The following is a 17,345-nucleotide window of genomic DNA, read 5'->3' as shown; positions in this document are numbered from 1 at the left end:
GCCCTGCGCGCGGTGCCCGTGCTCAGCGCGCCGTACCCGGGGCGCCGGGCAGCAGCTCGGTCAGGTCGAACCTGACCGGCTCGGCCAGCTGTTCGTAGGTGCACGACTCCGGATCCCGGTCCGGGCGCCAGCGCTTGAACTGCGTCGTGTGCCGGAACCGGGTGCCCTCCATGTGGTCGTAGCCCACCTCCAGCACGCGCTCGGGGCGCAGCGGTGTGAACGACAGGTCCTTGCCGCCGCTCCAGCGGGACACCGCGCCCGGCAGCCTGTCGCCGGCCTCGGCGGCGGGCAGCGCCTTCGCCGGGTCGGCCCAGCCGCTCCACGGATGCTCGTCCGCCTCCGGCGTGCCCGGCACGACCACGAGGTCGGCCAGCTCCGTGACCAGCTCCGCTCGACGCGCCTCCGAAAACGACGCCGACACCCCGACGAACTGCAGGTACGCGCCGCCCTCGCCACGGTCGTCGTCGTACAGGCCGAGCAGGAGGGAGCCGAGCAGCGGGCGCTCGGGGGTCGAGGTCTTGTGGAGGCGGTATCCGGCGAGGACGACGTCGGCCGTGCGGGCGTGCTTGACCTTCACCATCGCGCGCTTGTTCGGCTCGTAGACGCCGTCCAGCGGCTTGGCGATCACCCCGTCGAGTCCGGCGCCCTCGAAGGCCTCGAACCACTCGTTCGCGACCGCGGTGTCGCGGGTACGGGGCGTGGCGAAGACGAGCGGACCCGTCAGGCCGAGGGCGTCCAGGGCCTCCAGGCGGTCCGCGAGCGGCCGGTCCATCAGGGAGTCGTCGCCGACGGCGAGGACGTCGAACACGACCAGCGCGGCGGGGGTCGTCTCGGCGAGCATGTTCACGCGCGACTCCGCCGGGTGGATCCGCTGGGACAGCAGCTCGAAGTTCAGGTGGGACCGCGCGCCGGCGTCGTCGGCGGGCACCTGCGCGATGACGATCTCGCCGTCGACGACGCAGCGCTCCGGGAGCGCGTCGCGCACCGCCGCGACGACGTCCGGGAAGTACCGCTCCATCGGCTTGCCCGTGCGGGAGCCGATGTGGACGTCCTCCCCGTCGCGGTACACGATCGCGCGGAATCCGTCCCACTTCGGCTCGTAGACGTAACCGGAGCTCGACGCCGCGCCGGGGCCGGGCTGGTCCGGCACGCTCGGGACGGACTTCGCGAGCATCGGCTTGACCGGGGGAGTGACGGGAAGGTCGAGTGGCATGGCGGGCGTCATGGTCCGAGCATCCCTTCTCCGGGTCCGGGAGGCCAGCCGATACCGCCCGCGAGCCGGATGTCGGTCACCCGGCGTACGTTGGGGCCATGGCTCCAGCACAGAAGGCCAAGCCGGTCGAGATCGACATCGCCGGGCGCACCGTACGTGTGTCGTCGCCGGACCGGGTCGTGTTCCCCGAATCGGCCGCCGGGCCGGCGCTGACCAAGCTCGACGTCGTGCGGTACTTCGCCGACGTCGCCGAGGGCATCACCGGCGCCCTGCTGCACCGGCCCACGACGCTGGAGCGCTGGCCGAAGGGCTGGTCCCCGGACGCGGTGATGGCCACGCGGTCCGACAGCCATGGGGACGCGTTCTACCAGAAGCGCATCCCGAAGGGCGCCCCGGAATGGGTGGAGACCGCGCGGATCGCATTCCCGTCCGGCCGCACCGCGGACGAGGTCTGTCCCACCGAGCCCGCCGTCGCCGTGTGGGCGGCACAGATCGGCACGCTCACCTTCCACCCGTGGCCGGTCCGGCGTGGACCGGGCGACGACGCGACCGAACGCGTCGACCAGCTCCGGATCGATCTCGACCCCCAGCCCGGCACGGACTACGACGACGCCGCCGTCGTCGCACCGCACCTGCGCGATCTGCTGGGCGAGCTCGGCATGACCGGGTATCCCAAGACCTCGGGCGGACGGGGCCTGCACGTCTTCGTGCCGCTCGCCCCCGAGTGGACGTTCACCCAGGCGCGCCGCGCCACGATCGCCGTCGGTCGCGAGCTGGAGCGGCGCCTGCCGGACCAGGTCACCACCAAGTGGTGGAAGGAGGAGCGCGGCCGGAAGATCTTCGTGGACTACAACCAGATGGCTCGTGACCGGACGATCGCGTCGGCCTGGTCCATCCGTGCCAACGCGCGCGCGACCGTCTCCATGCCGCTCGCCTGGGACGAGATCGCCCGGGTGCACCCCGACGACTTCGACGTGCGCACGGCCCCGAGCCGGCTCGCCGACGTCGGAGACCTGTACGCGCCGCTACGGGCCGATCGAGACCCCGCGCTCGACTGCGACCTGCGCCCCGCGCTGGACCTCGCCGACCAGGACGAAGCGGAAGGGCTGGGCGACCTCCCCTACCCGCCGGAGTATCCGAAGCAGCCAGGCGAGCCCAAGCGCGTCCAGCCCAGCCGCGACAAGGACCGCGCTCGCTGAACGCTGCCGTCGGCCGGTTGCCGGCCGGTGGGTCCGACGCCGACGTATACCAGAGCTGGACCGTGCCGGTCTGACAAGCCGGCCTCGGCGATCTGAAGACCGACAGCCGGTACGACGTCGCGTGGTCGGCCGGATGTCGCGTGGCCGGCCCCTCGGGCGACCGATCATCCGACATCCGACCGACCGCACGGGCAAGGGCCCGACTACTCGACCAGGGATCGCCGGGGCGACGGTGCGCCTGGCCGTTGTCCGCGGGCCGCGGCGAGCGCGCGGCGGGCCGCCGGGCGCCCGACGACGCGGCGGCGTGCCTCCAGCGCCCGCTCGACCGCGTCGAGGTCGACCGGGTCGAGATCCGCGCTTCCCGCCGCGAGCGCGGTCAGAACCGGCACGGCCTGCTCGAACGGCAGGCGACAAGCCACGTCCGCCGCGGTGCGGGCCGGCGTCGTGACGGGAACGCCGGCGAGCAGCATCGTGTCGCGCACGAGGCCGGCGGCGCAGCGCACGAGCACTCCGGCGGGGACGTCCGGGCGGCGGACCGCGGCGTCATGGGCGAGCTCGGGGAAGCCGGCGTCGGTGGGAAGGCGCGGGACGTGGATGCCGCCGCGCAGGCCGCTGTGCACCCACGCCGCCGACGCTCCCGCCAGGACCGCACGTGCCGGGAGCACGCCGCCGCACGACTCGGCGAGGACGAGCGCCCGGTGCGTGGGCGTGACTCGGACACCCGCCGGGACGGCCACCGCACCGGTGGTGTCCAGGGGCGCATCACGGAGCGGTGTGAGCGCACCGGACCGCAACAGGTCCTGCCATGCGGCCGGGCCGCCCACCCGGGCCGGCGTCACCACCGGCGGGACCGGCGCGGGCCGCGGGTCGAGAAGCTGGGCGAGTCGCACCGTCCCAGCCTATGCAGGGGACGGCGCAGCCCCGGCACCCGCTGTCCACAGGTGCCGGGGCCACACGGGGTGCCACGCCTGCCGAGTCGCCCGCCGATGGTGTCCGCCGGCCGCGGACGGCGAGCAGGCCGGAGAGATCAGGCCGTGCTGTCCTCGGCGGCCCGGACGACCTGCTCCAGCCAGGACCTGCGCGCGGCCAGGGAGGACTCCAGCTCCGAGACCTTGCGATCGTCGCCCTTGGCGCGCGCGGACTCGAGGTCGGACTCCAGCTCGGCGATCGCGGACTCCAGCTGCGCGGCCGCCCCCTCCGCCCGGGCCTTCGTCTCCGGATTGCTGCGGCGCCACTGCTCCTGCTCCGCGTCGCGGATCGCGTTCTCCACGGCCCGCATCCGGTTCTCGACGCGCTGGATGTCCCGCCGCGGCACCTTGCCGGCCGCGTCCCAGCGGTCCTGGATACCGCGCAGCGCCCGCTTGGCCGCCGCGAGGTCCTTCACCGGGACCAGCTTCTCCGCCTCGACGAGCAGCTCCTCCTTGACCTTCAGGTTCTCCCCGTACTCGGCGTCGATCGCCGCGTTGGCGGCATCACGCGCCTGGAAGAACCTGTCCTGAGCCGCGCGGAACCGCGCCCACAGCGCGTCGTCGTCCTTGCGGGACGCACGGCCGGCAGCCTTCCAGCGGGACATCAGGTCGCGGTAGGCCCCGGCCGTGTAGCCCCAGTCCGTGCTGTCCGAGAGCGCCTCGGCCTCCGAGACCAGCAGCTCCTTGGCGGCCTTGGCCTCCTTGTTCCGCTGCTCCAGATCCGCGAAGAAGTGCCGGCGCTCGCGGTCGAACGCGGTCCGGGCGTGGCTGAACCGCTTCCAGAGCGACTCCTCCGTGCCGCGGTCGATGCGCGGGCCTCCGCGCTGGGCCGCCTTCCAGCGGTCCAGGAGCGCGCGGAGTTCCTCGCCCGCCGGGCGCCACTGCATCTTGCTCGGATCGGTGCCCGCGATCTTCTCGGCCGCCTCGACGATGGCCTCGCGCGCCCTGACGGCCTCCGCCTTGGCGGCCGCGCGCTCTGTCTCCAGCGCGGCCCGGCGCTCGGCGGCCCGGCCCTTGAGGCCCTCGACTCGGGAACGGAGGCCGTCGAGGTCGCCGACGGCGGCCGGCTCGGCCGTCTCCTCCGCGAGCTTGGCGAGGGTCTGGTCGATCTCCTTGACCGACAGGTCAGCGCTGTCGAGGCGGGTCTCGAACAGCGACACCTTCGCGACGAGGTCGAGGTAGCGCCGGACGTAGAGGCTCAGCGCCTCCGACGTGCCGACCCCGGGGAACTGGCCGACGGCGCGCTCACCGGACTTCTCGACGACGTAGACGGTGCCGTCCTCGGCGACGCGGCCGTGCTTCTCGGCCTCGGCCGTCGCAGCGGCGTCGTCGACCACGGGCACGGGCGCCGGCGCCGCGGGCGTGGACTGGGCCGCGGCGGCCGCAGGGCGCGCGGCCGGGGTCGCCGGGCGCGGTACGCCGGACTTGGGCGGCCGCGGCTTGGCCAGCGCCGCCGGCGAGGGAACCTCCGACGGCTTCGGGACGGAGGGCTTGGGGGCCGGCGCCGGCTCGGCCGGCTTCGCTTCCGGCTTCTCCGGCGCCGCACCCGACGGCTCCGTCCGGCTCTCCGGCTCCGCCTCGTTCTCGGGCTCCGTCCGGCTCTCCGGCTCTGCCTCGTTCTCGGGCACCGCCTCGCTCGTCGACTCTGCCTGGCTCTCGGGCTCTGCGTCGTTGTCCGGCTCGTCCGTCCGAGCCGTCTCCGCCGAGGGTTGCTCGGCAGGCTCGGCAGCGGCGGCCTCGGCTGCGGGCACCGCCGGTGCCTCGGCAGCCGGCTCGTCGGTCGCTGCCGGCTCGCCCGTCGGGGTCGGCTCGTCGGTCGCTGCCGGCTCACCGGTCGGCGTCGTCGGCTCGTCGGTCGCTGCCGGCTGATCCGTCGTCGTCGGTTCGTCGGCCTGTGCCGGCTCGTCGGTCGCTGCCGGCTCGGCCGCGGCCTCGGTAGCGGGCTCCGCCGTGCTCTCCTCCGCGGCCTCGGGGGCCGGCTCCGGCGTCGCGGTTTCCTGGTCCGCGGGTGTCTCGGGAGTTTCGGCCACGGGCTCGGTGGCGGCCCCGTCCTCGACGGGTCCGCTTCCCTGCTCGGTGCTCTCGCTCACTGGGTCTCAACTCCTTCGATGGTGACGGGGCCGGCAGGTTCGCCGTCCGTGGCGCCATCGGCCACGCCCTCGTCCGCGACTGCCCGGACGACGTCCAGGCCGGATGTGATCTCCCCGAAGACCGTGTATCCGCCGGCTTCGTCCGACGGGATCTGGGAGTCCTCGTACACGAGGAAGAACTGGGAGCCCATGGACTCGCCGTTACCGCCCTGGCGCGCCATCGCGACGGTGCCGGCGGGGTAGACGTCGTCCTCCGGGGCGTTCTCGATGGGCCCGAACTCGTAGCCCGGGCCGCCCGTGCCGGTGAAGGTCGGATCGCCGCACTGCAGCACGTAGATTCCGGACGTGGTGAGCCGGTGGCAGCCGGTGCCGTCGAAGTAGCCCTCGCCGGCGAGCGTCACGAAGCTGGCCACCGCCTGCGGAGCCGCCGCACCGTCGAGCTCGAGCGTGATGTCCTGCTCGGTACCCGTCGCGCACGTGTGCAGCGTGACGGTCCAGGTACGGTCCTCGGCGACGCCGGGATCGGGCAGCTCGTGATCCGCACGGGCGTCGGTGGTGCCCGGATCGCACTCGACCGCCTCGGCCGGGCCCGTGTTCACCAGCGCGGCGACCACGAATGTCGCCACCAGTGCCAACGCCGCCACACCGGCGATCAGCGCCGTCAGGCGCCGTCGGCGAGCCCGCTGGGCGGCCCTGCGCTGCTCCTGCTTCGCCTGCTGCTTCCTGGCCTGCTGGGCGCGCTGACGCTGCTTGCTGGTCGACACCGTCGCCGGGCTCCTCTCCGCTCGCTGCTCATCCGGGGCACGCGTCCCGCGCCGGGCGGGTCATCGTGGGACCCTGGGCCGTTGCAGTCCGTGCGGGGACAGTGTAGGCATCGCGGGCCAGGACATTCTGCCTGTGCCGCGCCGGGCAGGGGTGAACTGCATTTGTCCACGCCGTGAGCGGCGCCTGCCCTGTGGAAAGCCCGGGCTCGATGTCCCCCTCCCGTGGGAGGATCTGACGCATGGCCCGTATCGCTCCACTCTCCGGTTTCCCCGAATGGCTCCCGCAGGACCGCGTCGTCGAGCAGCACGTGCTCGACGTGCTGCGTCGTACGTTCGAGCTGCACGGGTACGCCGGGATCGAGACCCGGGCCGTCGAACCGCTCGAGCAGTTGCTGCGCAAAGGCGAGACCTCCAAGGAGGTCTACGTGCTCTCGAGGCTCCAGGAGCTCGACGAGCCCGGTCAGCGGGAGCGCGGCGACAAGCAGCTCGGACTCCACTTCGACCTCACCGTTCCGTTCGCCCGCTACGTGCTGGAGAACGCCGGCAGGCTCTCCTTTCCCTTCAAGCGGTACCAGATCCAGAAGGTCTGGCGCGGTGAGCGCCCTCAGGAGGGCCGGTTCCGTGAGTTCACACAGGCCGACATCGACGTCGTCGGCTCCGGGGACCTCCCGTACCACTACGAGGTCGAGGTCCCCCTCGTCATGGCCGAGGCGTTCGGTGCCCTGCGCGAGGTCGGCCTGCCGCCAGTACGCATCCTCGTCAACAACCGCAAGGTCGCCGAAGGGTTCTACCGCGGCATCGGCCTGTCGGACGTCGAGGGCGCGCTGCGGCAGATCGACAAGCTCGACAAGATCGGCCCGGAGAAGGTCGCCGCGCTCCTCGTCGAGGAGTGCGGGGCGAGCGAGGACCAGGCCAAGGCGTGCCTCGCGCTCGCGGGCATCAGCGGCTCCGACGTGTCGGTGATCGCCGACGTGCGGACGCTCGCGGAGTCGTACGGCGCCGTGACGGAGCTCCTCACCACCGGGCTCGCCGAGCTCGAGGCGCTCGTCGTGGCGGCGGGGGAGAGGGTGCCCGGCGTCGTCGTCGCGGACCTGAAGATCGCCCGCGGGCTGGACTACTACACCGGCTCGGTCTACGAGACGGTGCTGGTGGGGCACGAGCAGCTCGGCTCGGTCTGCTCCGGCGGCCGGTACGACACGCTGGCGTCGGACGGGAAGAACACCTACCCGGGTGTCGGCCTGTCGGTCGGGGTCAGCCGGCTCGTGTCCCGGTTGCTCTCCGGCGGCCTCGTGACCGCCACCCGTGGTGTGCCCGCCGCCGTGCTCGTCGCGGTCACGACGGAGGAGACGCGGCCGGTGTCCGACGCCGTCGCCTCCGCCCTGCGCGGCCGGGGCATCCCGTGCGAGGTGGCCCCGACCGCCGCGAAGTTCGGCAAGCAGATCAGGTACGCGGATCGCCGCGGGATCCCGTTCGTCTGGTTCCCGGGCGAGCCAGGCGGGGAGGCCTCCACACCGGAGCCGTCCGCGCCCGAGCCGTCCGCGCCCGAGCCGTCCGCGCCGGCGGACGCCGCCGCGGGCACCGCCGCCGCGGACGCCGCCGCCGCGGACTCCACTCCCGCCGACGCAGTCCCCGCCGACAGTGCCCCCGCCGACGCAGCCCCCGCCACAGCGGTCCCCGCCCCCGAGGACGCCGGCGCGCCTGCTCTCGCGGGCCGCCTGACCGGCTCGGTCAAGGACATCCGCTCGGGCGAGCAGGTCGACGCCGACGCGACGACATGGGAACCCCCGGCCGAGGACCTGCACCCCCGCGCGGTGCCCGGCGCCGAGTCCGGGAAGTAGCCAGGCCAGGCGAGCCCGCCTCGCCGAGGGCATACATCAACAGTGATGAAAATCTGGTATGCCCCGAGCGCCCGTCGGTACGTTTTCACCCCGAGGCTTCCGCGCTCGTGACCGGCGGCACAACGGGCGTCGCCTCGGACGCGCGGCGCGGGTCGCCGAACGTCCTGCTGAACGTCCGCGGCATGTGACGCCCGACCACGCGCGTCAGGACACGGCGGCGCGATGCCCTACCGGGTCCTGCGCCGCCGCTCCGCCCCATCACATTGCGCACATATCACGCATATCGCGGCCGAAGAGTTGCGAACCATGGGAACATGTGTTCGAATCTCTGTGTGCGATGGGCAGGCCAGCAACTCACCACGGACGACGGCGCGCTGCCGGGACTCGAGCTCCCCGCGCTGCGCACGGCCGGGCTGATCCGTGCCGTCCGCAGCCCGGAGTTCGACGGCGTCACGTTCCACGAGGTCGTCGCCCGGAGCGCGCTGTCGAAGGTTCCGGCCGCGTCCCGGATGCCGTTCCGCTGGACCGTGAACCCCTACCGCGGCTGCAGTCATGCCTGTCGCTACTGCCTGGCGCCGGACACGCCGGTACTGCTCGGCGACGGCACGTGGCGTCCCATCGGCGACCTCGTCCCGGGCGACCGCGTCATCGGCACGCTGCCCGACGGCGGCCGCCGCGTCCTGGTCGAGACCGACGTCCGGGACGCGTGGCGTACGGTCAAGCGCGCATATCGCGTGACGACCGCCGACGGCACCACCCTCGTCGCCAGCGGCGACCACCGGTTCCTCACCGGCGACGGCTGGCGGTACGTGGCGGGAGCCTCCGCCGACGAGGCGGATGCCCGCCTCGCGCCGTCCGCGGGACGCGTGCCGCACGGCCACCCGTCGGCCGATTCGGTCGATCCGGGCACCGCGCGTGCCGAGCGCCCGGTGCTGCGCCCGGGCGACGGTCTCGCGGGAATCGATCCCGTCGGCGGGCCCGGTCTCCCGGGTTCCGGTGCTCCGTCTCCCGTCGACGTCGTCGGCCGGCTCGTGCGGACCTCCCCCGGCCGAACGGTGGTGTCGGTCGAGGACCTGGGCCACGAGACCGACCTGGTCGACATCACCACGGGCACCGGGGACTTCGTCGCCGACGGCGTGATCAGTCACAACTGCTACGCCCGCGGCTCCCACACCTACCTGGACCTCGACGCCGGGGCGGACTTCGATTCCCAGGTGGTGGTCAAGGTCAATGTGGACGAGGTCCTCCGGGCGGAGCTGGCCAGGCCCTCCTGGGGTCACGAGTCCGTCGCGCTCGGCACCAACACCGACCCGTACCAGCGTGCGGAGGGCCGGTACCGCCTGATGCCCGGGATCATCTCGGCGCTGGCCGACTCCGGTACCCCGTTCTCGATCCTCACCAAGGGCACACTGCTGCGCCGCGACCTCCCGCTGCTCACGGAGGCCGCGGAGCGGGTCGAGGTCGGACTGGGCGTCTCCCTCGCCTTCGCGGACGAGGAACTCCAGCAGAGGGTCGAACCCGGCACGCCGACGCCACGCGCCCGGCTCGCGCTGATCCGCGCCATCCGGGAGGCCGGCCTGCCGTGCGGGGTCATGGTCGCACCCGTGCTCCCGTGGCTCACCGACTCCCGCGACCACCTCGCGCGCCTCCTCGACGCCGTCTCCGAGGCGGGCGCCACAGGGGCGACGGTGCTCCCGCTGCATCTGCGGCCGGGCGCCAGGGAGTGGTACCTGGAGTGGCTGCGACGCGAATTCCCGCAGCACGCGGCGGGATACCGGCGCATTTTCGGCGATCGCGCCTACGTCGATCGCCGCTACCAGGACTGGCTGTGGGAGCGGGCCGAGCCGCTCCTCGCGGAGCGCGGCCTGGGCCGCGCCGCCTCCCGGTTCGACAGCGGCCCCGACAAGGCCGTCGACGACGACGGCGGCACCCGCGGCGGATCCGGCTCCTCCGGACCGGGCGGTCCCGGGCCGGGCAGTTCTGGTTCGGGTGGTCCCGGACCGGCCCGCGGCGACGAGGGTGCCTATCCCGAGGGGGCGATGCCCGCATCGGCCGAGCCGTCGCGAGGTGCACCGGCCGCGCCGGACGCCCCAGGCCAGGACGCCCTCTTCTGACACCGGTGTCTCAGGCGACGAACGACCACCACAGCACGCCCGAGCAGAGCGCGAACATCGCCAGGGCGCTCACGAAGAAGATCCCGAGGTTGCGGGCCCTGACGTGATAGCCGAGGGCGAGCGCGAAGTACACCACCAGTGCCACGGCGGTCACGGTCCCCAGCGCGGGCACCCAGATCCCGGCGACCAGACCCAGCGCCGCGGCCGCCTTGATCCACGGGAACACCCACCACCAGCGCTCCGGGAAGTTCACGCCACGCAGGCACTGGCCCACGGGCCAGTCGACGGGCTTGACGCAGAGCGCGGCATCGACGGCCTGGACGACGGCCAGGAGGACCATGGGCCACACCGGATCGGGCAAGAGATCCATACTGCGACGCTATGCACCGCGTCGGCACAGGTCAACGAACTGTGAGCGGCACAACACGCGCCACCGAGCGGCACCACACGTGCCGCCGGCCCGCGCTCCAGAATGCTAACTGAACTGTCAGTGACTTTCCGCGAAACCCTTGACGCCCGCGCCTCCCGTCCGCCAGGGTTGCGAGTGAGAGAGCGCTCTCTCACGACCCGCACGAGTCCGACGTTCGAAGGAGCACGTCATGCGGCGAACATCCCGCCTGTTCGCGGCCGTAGTCGCGGCCGCGGCCCTGGTCACGGGGGCGATCACCGTGACACCCGCGCTCGCGGCGCCCGAGCCCCTCTCGCAGGGGCGGCCCGTGACCACGTCCAGCGCCGAGTTCGACTGGAGCACCGGGGAGAACGCCGTCGACGGCGACCCCGGCACCCGATGGTCCAGCGCATGGTCCGACGGCCAGTGGATCAGCGTCGACCTCGGCAGCGTCCAGGAGATCGATGGCGTCACCCTTGACTGGGAGGCCGCCTACGCGTCCGGATACCGGATCGAGGTGTCCGACGACGGCGCCGGCTGGTCCCCGATCTACTCGACCGCCGACTCGACCGGTGGTGACGAGACCCTCGCCATCTCCGGGAGCGGCCGGTTCGTGCGCCTCGTGGCCACCGAGCGCGCCACGCCGTACGGCATCTCCCTGTGGGAGTTCCAGGTCTTCGGCCCCGGGGACGGCACGCCACCCGACCCGTCCGACGAGACCCTCCTGTCGTACGGCAGGCCCGGCTCCGCCTCCTCCCAGCAGCACGACTCCAGTTGCTGGGAGTGCTCCCCGGACAAGGCCTTCGACCTTGACCCGGCCAGCCGCTGGGCCACCGACGCGGACACCGGCTGGACCGACGAGGGCTGGATCGCCGTCGATCTGGGGGCCACGGCGCACGTGACGAGCGTCGTCCTGCAGTGGGACCCGGCGTACGCGACGTCGTACAGCGTCGACGTGTCCGCCGACGGGGCGACCTGGATCACCGTCCACTCCACGACGAGCGGTTCAGGCTTCAAGGAGACGATCCCGCTCGACGCCGACGGCCGGCACGTGCGCGTGCACATGACCGACCGCAGCGGGCCGTACGGCTACTCCCTGTGGGAGTTCCAGGTGTACGGCACCGGCGGGGCACCGCAGCAACCGCCCGCCGAGCCTGCCGATCCCGACTTCGACGACCTCGAGCTCGTGTGGAGCGACGAGTTCGACGGCGCCGCCGGAACGCCCGCCGACCCGTCGAGGTGGACGGTCGATCCCGGCCTGCCCAACAACAACGAGCAGCAGTACTACACCCCCGAGGGCAACGGCTTCCACGACGGCCAGGGCAACTTCGTCATCGAGGCGCGCCGCGAGGCCTACGAGGGCCGCGAGTACACGTCACACCGGATGAACACGTCGAACAGGTTCCACGCGCAGTACGGGCGGTTCGAGGCGCGCGTCAAGGTTCCCGAGGGGCGCGGGCTGTGGCCGGCGTTCTGGATGATGGGCACCGACTTCCTGGAGGGCCGCCCCTGGCCGTACAACGGCGAGGTGGACATCATGGAGTTCATCGGCCAGGAGCCGCACGAGGCGCACTCCACCCTGCACGCGCCCGCCTACAACGGTGCCGGAGGGTACGGCGGCAGCTACGGCCTGCCCGGCGGCGGGAAGATCTCCGACGGGTTCCACACGTTCGCGGCGGAGTGGGACAGCCACGGAATCCGGTACTTCCTCGATGGCCAGGAGGTCTTCTACGCGGACAAGGCGACGGTGGAGGCGACCCGCGGTCCCTGGATCTACGACCACGAGTTCTACATGATCCTCAACCTCGCCGTGGGCGGTGACTGGCCCGGGCCGCCCGACGGGACGACGCCGTTCCCGTCGCGGTACGTGATCGACTACGTCCGCGTCTACCAGTAGCCACCCGCGAGACAGCCGGGATGCCGACATCTGTCGGCATCGCCGCACCCCGGCGAGGGCCGGCCGGTATAACTGGCGCATGGCGTCAGCGAGTTCCGGCCGGCCCACGCTGGAGGCCGTGGCGTCCGTGGCCGGCGTGTCCCGGGCGACGGTGTCCCGGGTGATCAACGGCGTGCCGACGGTCGACCCGGCGATCGTCGACGTCGTTCGGCGGGCGATCGAGGACACCGGATACGTTCCCAACCTCGCCGCGCGGTCGCTCGTGACGCGCCGCACCGGCTCGGTCGCGCTCGTCGTCTCGGAGCCACCGGGGCACCGGTCGCCGCTGCCCTTCCTGGAGCGCATCTTCACCGACCCGTACCTCGGTCGCGTCACGGCCGGGGCGCAGGAGGCGTTGCGTCCGCGCGACGTCCACCTTGCGATCATGCCCGCCGACCCGCCCGCGCACGACCAGGTGGTCCGGTACGTACGGCAGGGGCACGTGGACGGCGTCCTGCTCATCACCTCCAGCGCGGACGACCCGCTGCCCGCGCGGCTGGTCGGGCTCGGGGTGCCCGTCGTGCTGTCCGCGCGGATCACGGGCGGCGCGATGCCCGGCGGCGTGCCCGCGGTGGATCTCGACCAGGCGGCGGGCGGGCGGCTGGCCGCGGAGCACCTGCTGGCGACGGGCCGGAGGAGGCTCGCCGTGGTGACGGGCCCGACCGACGCACCGTTCATGCGCGCCCGCCTCGACGCGTTCGTCGCCGCCGTCACCGCTGCGGGACTCGGCCGCCCTGCCGTGGCCGATGCCGACTTCACCCGCCCCGGCGGAGAGGCTGCCGCGCGTAGGCTCCTGGCCGGGTTCCCCGGGGTCGACGGGATCTTCGCCGGGAACGACCTCATGGCCGACGGCGTGAGCACCGCGCTGCAGTCGGCGGGCCGCCGCGTGCCCGACGACGTCGCCGTGGTGGGTTTCGACGACTCGAGCGCCGCCGCGCAGGCACATCCGCCGCTGACCACCGTCCGCCAGCCGGTGGAGGACATGGCCCGGAGGATGGCCGAGCTCCTCCTGGAGGGCATGGGCGTCCGGGAGCCCGGCACGGACCCCGGAGCGGACGCGCCGGACGACGCGGCGCGGCCGGGCCGCGTGGTGACCTTCGCCCCGGAACTGGTGATCCGTAGCTCGGCGTGACCGCCGCACGCGGCCAGGGCGGGGATGGAGCCCCTCAGGTCGAGTCGCGGATCACCAGTTCGGGGTCGAAGATCACCGAGCGGTGGGGCAGCCCCGGATCCTCGATCCGCTCGACGAGCAGGTCCGCCATCGTCGCGGCCATCTCCTCGGCCGGCTGTCGCACCGTGGTCAGCAGCGGCCGCGTCTGCGTGGCGACCGGGCTGTCGTCGAAGCCCACGACGGCGACGTCGTCGGGCACCCGCCTGCCGTGCGTGCGCAACGCGTGGAGCGCGCCCTGGGCCATGAGGTCGTTCCCGGCGAAGATCCCGTCGACCTCGGGGCACTCGGCCAGGAGCCGTTCGGTCGCGGCCTCGCCCCCGGCGAAGGTGAAGTCATCGGCGGCGCCCGGCACGTACGCGTGGCCGTGGCGGGCCGCGCGGTCGCGGAAGCCGTCGGCTCGGTCACGCGCGGCCGGAACGCCGAGCGGGCCGGTGACCAGGCCCGGCGACCGGCATCCGCGCGCGATCAGGTGTTCCGCGGCCAGGCGGCCGCCGTCGGCGTTCGCGAGGTCGACGTAGCTCACCGGGACCGGCCGTGCCGGGCGGGAGAACATCACGACCGGCCGGCCCGCCTCGGCCAGGCGTCCCGGCAGCGGATCGTCGCCGTGCGTCGAGACGAGGAGCGTGCCGTCGGCGTTTCCGAGGCGCAGGTAGTTCACGGCCTGGTCCTCGGCCTCCGGCGTGTCGGCGAACAGGAGGACCGGGTGCACGTCGTGGCGCCGCAGCGCCCGCACGAACCCACCCACGACCCGCCCGAAGAACGGGTCCGAGAGAGCGCGCGACGGGTCCGCCTCCTCGCCCGGGCCGGCGGCGGACCCGGACACCACGACGGCCGCCATCCCGGTCCGGCGGGTCACCAGCGAGCGCGCCGCGCGGTTGGGCACGTACCCCGTCTCGGCGATCGCCGCCAGCACGGTCTCCTGGACCGTCGCCGCGACCTTGCGCTTGCCGTTGATGACGCGCGAGACGGTCGCGCGGGAGACGCCCGCCACCCGGGCGACGTCCTCCAGCGTGGGTACCGACTGCCGCAGGTCCTCCGTCACGGCTTGACGATAACAGGGTGAGAGCGTTTGCCCAAGATCGCCGCGCCGGCGTATCGCATCCCGGCCCGCCGGCAGGTCGTGGTTCGCGAGAAAGGATAAACGATTATCTTCAATCATCTTACGACAGCAAAGCCGAGGGCATGTCGGCGCCCGAACCTCTTGACGCCCGCCAGTATCCCCGTCCAGACTCGACATCGGTAAGAGCGCTCTCCCAATCGTATCCGGTCGCATCGTGGCGGCCGGGCGACGGCTCGACGACGAACCAGGATCCCCGCGCATCGCGGGGCGACGGAGACGGAGCAACCATGACCATCCCACGCGCCGGCACCCGCGCCGGAACGCGCACCGGCCGGCACAGGATCCGCGCGGGCCGCCTCGCCGCGGTGACGACGGCCCTCGTCGCGGCGGCGTTCCTCACCCCGGCGGGCCCTGCTCAGGCCGCCCCGGAGCTGCTGTCCCAGGGCATGCCCGCCACGGCGTCGTCGGAGGAGAACCCCGACTACACGCCCGCGGCCGCCGCCGTCGACGGCGACCCGGGCACCCGCTGGTCGAGCGAGTTCAGTGACCCCCAGTGGCTGCGGGTCGACCTGGGCAGCGTCGTGACCCTGGACCGGGTCGAGCTCGACTGGGAGGCGGCGTACTCGACGTCGTACTCGATCCAGGTCTCCGACGACGGGACCACCTGGCGGACCCTCACCTCGACCGACGCGGGCGACGGCGGCAACGACGTGATCGCCCTCCAGGGATCCGGCCGCTACGTGCGGATGCACTCGACCGCGCGGAGCGGCGGCTACGGCGTCTCGCTGTGGGAGATGCGGGTGTTCGGCGTGGCCGACCCGGGAGACCCTGGCGACCCGGGTGACCCCGACGTCGTCGACCCCGGCCACCCGAACGTCCCCGTCCCGGGGACGGGACCGAGCCACGTCGAGGTGACCGGCGGGAACGGGAGCTGGGACCTGACCGTGGACGGGCAGCCGTACACGGTGCGCGGGTTCACCTGGGGCCCGTCGTTCCACACGGCGGACCACTACCTGCCGATGCTCACGGCCACCAACGCCAACACCGTGCGCACGTGGGGCACGGGCGCCGACACGCGCACGCTGCTCGACTCCGCGGCGGCGCACGACGTGCGCGTCGTGATGGGCTTCTGGCTGCTCCCGGGCGGTGGCCCGGGCTCCGGCGGGTGCATCGACTACCGCACCGACGACGCCTACAAGTCCGAGGCCAGGGCCGACATCCTGCACTGGGTCGACGTCTACAAGGAGCATCCGGCCGTCCTCATGTGGAACATCGGCAACGAGTCGATCCTCGGGCTGCAGGACTGCTTCTCCGGGACCGACCTGGAGGAGGTCCGGCACGCGTACGCGGCCTTCGTGAACGACGTCAGCGTCGCCGTCCACGCCGCGGACCCGCATCACCCCACCACCAGCACGGACGCCTGGACCGGCGCCTGGCCGTACATCGAGCGGAGCGCGCCCGACCTGGACCTGCTGTCGGTGAACTCGTACGGCGACGTCTGCAACATCCGCGCCGCCTGGGAGTCCGGCGGTCACGACCGGCCGTACCTGCTCACGGAGGGCGGCGCGGCCGGGGAGTGGGAGGTGCCCGACGACGCCCACGGCGTGCCGGCCGAGCCCTCGGACCTGGAGAAGGCGGCCGCCTACGTGAACTCCTGGCGGTGCCTGCGCGAGCACGACGGCGTCGCCCTGGGGGCCACGTTCTTCCACTTCGGGATCGAGGGCGACTTCGGCGGCGTGTGGTTCAACGTCATCCCCGGCGACAACAAGCGGCTGGGTTACTACTCGATCGCGCGAACCTGGGGCGTGGACACGTCGGTGCTGAACACGCCGCCGGAGATCACCGCGATGGACGTGCCGGACGCCGCCTCGGTCGAGGCGGGCGGCGAGTTCACGGTGTCCGTCGACATGACCGATCCCGACGGGGACGACATCACGCCCGTGGTCATGCTGAACAGCAAGTACGTCAACGGCGCCGGCGGGATCGCGGCCGCGGAGTTCACCGAGACCGCTCCCGGCACCTACCGGGTGACGGCGCCGGACACGCTGGGCGTCTGGAAGGTCTACGTCTTCGCCGAGGACGGCCGGGGCAACGTCGGTGTGGAGACGCGGTCGTTCCGGGTGGTGGCGCCGCACGTCGACGGCGAGAACATCGCGCTCGGCGCCGAGGCGTCGGCGTCGTCGTTCGACCCGTACAACGGGAACTTCACGCCCGGTCAGGCCGTCGACGGCGACACGACCACGCGCTGGGCGAGCGAGTGGGGCCCGTCCGCCTGGTTCCAGGTGGACCTGGGGTCGGTGCGCTCGTTCCAGCACCTCCAGCTCGTCTGGGAGACGGCGTACGGCAAGGCCTACGACGTGCAGGTGTCCGACGACAGCGCCTCATGGACCACGATCCGCTCGGTCACCGGGGGCGACGGGGGAGTGGACGACCTGGACGTCTCCGGCACGGGCCGGTACGTGCGCCTGAACCTCACCGAACGCGGCACCGAGTGGGGCTACTCCCTGTACGAGCTCGGGGTCTACCAGAACTGAGTGCCGCCCGGCCCGGAACGGCCCGAAGCACCACTCCACCACCACTCCATCGCAACGACGCACGGAGGAG

12 protein-coding genes are annotated in these 17,345 nt (G+C 72.9%); 6 read left to right on the top strand and 6 right to left on the bottom strand.

The annotated features are described in order from the left end of the window. Nucleotides 1-22: 22 nt before the first annotated feature. Entirely contained in the window at nt 23-1,225 is a 1,203-nt protein-coding gene (locus IIE03_RS13695) for an ATP-dependent DNA ligase (protein WP_225997730.1), read from the bottom strand. An 86-nt stretch (nt 1,226-1,311) separates the two neighbouring features. Here IIE03_RS13695 and IIE03_RS13690 point away from each other — a divergent pair, with 86 nt between their 5' ends. Beyond that, nucleotides 1,312-2,412 carry a DNA polymerase domain-containing protein gene (locus tag IIE03_RS13690; protein ID WP_192863323.1) on the top strand — a complete coding sequence of 367 codons (1,101 nt, stop codon included), beginning with the start codon at nt 1,312-1,314 and terminating at the stop codon, nt 2,410-2,412. Between the two features lie 203 nt (nt 2,413-2,615). Here the strand turns inward: IIE03_RS13690 and IIE03_RS13685 are convergent, their stop codons facing one another. The 3 genes from IIE03_RS13685 to IIE03_RS13675 form a co-directional block, all read right to left on the bottom strand. Further along, the gene (locus tag IIE03_RS13685; protein WP_192863322.1) at nt 2,616-3,302 is read right to left on the bottom strand and encodes a hypothetical protein; all 687 of its coding nucleotides are present in this window, start codon (nt 3,300-3,302) and stop codon (nt 2,616-2,618) included. A 137-nt stretch (nt 3,303-3,439) separates the two neighbouring features. After that, nucleotides 3,440-5,470, bottom strand: a complete 2,031-nt coding sequence (locus IIE03_RS13680; protein ID WP_192863321.1) for a DUF349 domain-containing protein — start codon at nt 5,468-5,470, stop codon at nt 3,440-3,442. Beyond that, on the bottom strand, nt 5,467-6,234 hold the full coding sequence (locus IIE03_RS13675) for a peptidylprolyl isomerase (protein ID WP_192863320.1): 768 nt from the start codon (nt 6,232-6,234) through the stop codon (nt 5,467-5,469). Before IIE03_RS13675 ends, IIE03_RS13680 begins: the two co-directional genes overlap by 4 nt. Before the next feature lie 239 nt (nt 6,235-6,473). Here IIE03_RS13675 and hisS point away from each other — a divergent pair, with 239 nt between their 5' ends. Next, nucleotides 6,474-8,072: a histidine--tRNA ligase gene (hisS, locus tag IIE03_RS13670; protein WP_225997729.1), complete on the top strand. Its 1,599-nt coding sequence runs from the start codon at nt 6,474-6,476 to the stop codon at nt 8,070-8,072. A 314-nt stretch (nt 8,073-8,386) separates the two neighbouring features. After that, complete coding sequence (locus IIE03_RS13665; protein ID WP_225997728.1) at nt 8,387-10,186, top strand: Rv2578c family radical SAM protein; 1,800 nt, start codon at nt 8,387-8,389, stop codon at nt 10,184-10,186. A 10-nt stretch (nt 10,187-10,196) separates the two neighbouring features. On the opposite strand, the gene IIE03_RS13660 is transcribed toward IIE03_RS13665, so the two are convergent. Continuing rightward, nucleotides 10,197-10,556 (bottom strand): DoxX family protein, encoded by a 360-nt coding sequence (locus IIE03_RS13660; protein WP_192863318.1) that lies wholly within the window; start codon nt 10,554-10,556, stop codon nt 10,197-10,199. Between the two features lie 229 nt (nt 10,557-10,785). Between IIE03_RS13660 and IIE03_RS13655 the strand changes: the two genes are divergently transcribed. Continuing rightward, nucleotides 10,786-12,471, top strand: a complete 1,686-nt coding sequence (locus tag IIE03_RS13655) for a discoidin domain-containing protein (protein ID WP_192863317.1) — start codon at nt 10,786-10,788, stop codon at nt 12,469-12,471. Between the two features lie 79 nt (nt 12,472-12,550). After that, complete coding sequence (locus IIE03_RS13650) at nt 12,551-13,642, top strand: LacI family DNA-binding transcriptional regulator (protein WP_192863316.1); 1,092 nt, start codon at nt 12,551-12,553, stop codon at nt 13,640-13,642. Between the two features lie 34 nt (nt 13,643-13,676). Here the strand turns inward: IIE03_RS13650 and IIE03_RS13645 are convergent, their stop codons facing one another. Then, nucleotides 13,677-14,723 carry a LacI family DNA-binding transcriptional regulator gene (locus IIE03_RS13645; protein ID WP_192863315.1) on the bottom strand — a complete coding sequence of 349 codons (1,047 nt, stop codon included), beginning with the start codon at nt 14,721-14,723 and terminating at the stop codon, nt 13,677-13,679. Nucleotides 14,724-15,028: 305 nt separating this feature from the next. Here IIE03_RS13645 and IIE03_RS13640 point away from each other — a divergent pair, with 305 nt between their 5' ends. Continuing rightward, nucleotides 15,029-17,275 (top strand): discoidin domain-containing protein, encoded by a 2,247-nt coding sequence (locus IIE03_RS13640; protein ID WP_192863314.1) that lies wholly within the window; start codon nt 15,029-15,031, stop codon nt 17,273-17,275. Nucleotides 17,276-17,345 lie beyond the last annotated feature (70 nt).

The organism is Myceligenerans pegani (assembly GCF_014892515.1).
In the GTDB taxonomy this organism is placed as follows: domain Bacteria; phylum Actinomycetota; class Actinomycetes; order Actinomycetales; family Cellulomonadaceae; genus Myceligenerans; species Myceligenerans pegani.
This window is presented reverse-complemented; position numbering and strand designations above follow the sequence as displayed.

Coding starts and splice junctions, on each gene's coding strand:
- IIE03_RS13695 (WP_225997730.1), bottom strand. CDS start 1,225: ATGACGCCCGCCATGCCACTCGACCTTCCCGTCACTCCCCCGGTCAAG.
- IIE03_RS13690 (WP_192863323.1), top strand. CDS start 1,312: ATGGCTCCAGCACAGAAGGCCAAGCCGGTCGAGATCGACATCGCCGGG.
- hisS (WP_225997729.1), top strand. CDS start 6,474: ATGGCCCGTATCGCTCCACTCTCCGGTTTCCCCGAATGGCTCCCGCAG.
- IIE03_RS13665 (WP_225997728.1), top strand. CDS start 8,387: ATGTGTTCGAATCTCTGTGTGCGATGGGCAGGCCAGCAACTCACCACG.
- IIE03_RS13660 (WP_192863318.1), bottom strand. CDS start 10,556: ATGGATCTCTTGCCCGATCCGGTGTGGCCCATGGTCCTCCTGGCCGTC.
- IIE03_RS13655 (WP_192863317.1), top strand. CDS start 10,786: ATGCGGCGAACATCCCGCCTGTTCGCGGCCGTAGTCGCGGCCGCGGCC.
- IIE03_RS13650 (WP_192863316.1), top strand. CDS start 12,551: ATGGCGTCAGCGAGTTCCGGCCGGCCCACGCTGGAGGCCGTGGCGTCC.
- IIE03_RS13640 (WP_192863314.1), top strand. CDS start 15,029: ATGACCATCCCACGCGCCGGCACCCGCGCCGGAACGCGCACCGGCCGG.